The sequence below is a fragment of the Priestia sp. SIMBA_032 genome (assembly GCF_046535215.1).
In the GTDB taxonomy this organism is placed as follows: Bacteria; Bacillota; Bacilli; order Bacillales; family Bacillaceae_H; genus Priestia; species Priestia aryabhattai.
Genome location: NZ_JAWRXD010000944.1, coordinates 1 through 261 on the forward strand (window position 1 = coordinate 1; position 261 = coordinate 261).

The following is a 261-nucleotide window of genomic DNA, read 5'->3' on the forward strand; positions in this document are numbered from 1 at the left end:
GACCGGCCCTACGGACGGATCGGCGTACCGACGCTGGTCGTGGAGGGTGAGTGCGATAAACTCCTGCCCCCTGGCTGGGCAAAGGAACTGGCCGACCGGGTGCGGGTGGGGACCTCGGCGGTGATTCCGCAGGCCGGTCATTGTCCGCAGATCGAACAGCCGGCCGCGGTGAGCCGGCTCCTCATCGAATTCTTCGAGAACCAGTGCGCGGGTCCGCGCACGACCGAACAACGGAGGTGATGGCGATGGGCGAACTGTCAG

At 66.7% G+C, this 261-nt stretch carries 1 protein-coding gene; it reads left to right on the top strand.

All coding sequences use genetic code 11. From position 1 onward, the window contains the following. A partial coding sequence (locus SB717_RS37120) for an alpha/beta fold hydrolase (protein WP_410908100.1) occupies nt 1-240 on the top strand: 240 nt, incomplete at its 5' end. Nucleotides 241-261 lie beyond the last annotated feature (21 nt).